This is a genomic window from Halomonas sp. ND22Bw, assembly GCF_003011945.1.
GTDB classification, from domain to species: domain Bacteria; phylum Pseudomonadota; class Gammaproteobacteria; order Pseudomonadales; family Halomonadaceae; genus Halomonas; species Halomonas halophila.
Map to the genome: position 1 here is coordinate 1 of NZ_PXWD01001522.1, position 245 is coordinate 245.

The 245-nt window shown below is 64.5% G+C and carries 1 protein-coding gene; it reads left to right on the plus strand.

The genetic code is table 11. The features are described from left to right. A partial coding sequence (locus tag CVH10_RS23315; RefSeq protein WP_219925060.1) for a hypothetical protein occupies positions 1-245 on the plus strand: 245 nt, incomplete at both ends.

Genomic DNA, 245 nt, shown 5'->3' on the forward strand with positions numbered 1-245 from the left:
GAGCATCACCGCGCCAACCCACTGATCAACACCCGCTGGCTGGGCAGCGCCGACGTCCTGCGCTTCACGATCGTCACCGTCATGGCGCGGATCGTCCTGTCCGAACAAAGCTATGGCGCGGTCGGGCTGCTGACGGTGCTGGGGCAGAACAACGATCAGTTGACCGGGCTGTTCACGCTGATCTTCCTGGCCACCGCCGCCGGGGTCGTCGCCAGCGCGATGACGATCAACGTCGAGAAACTGAC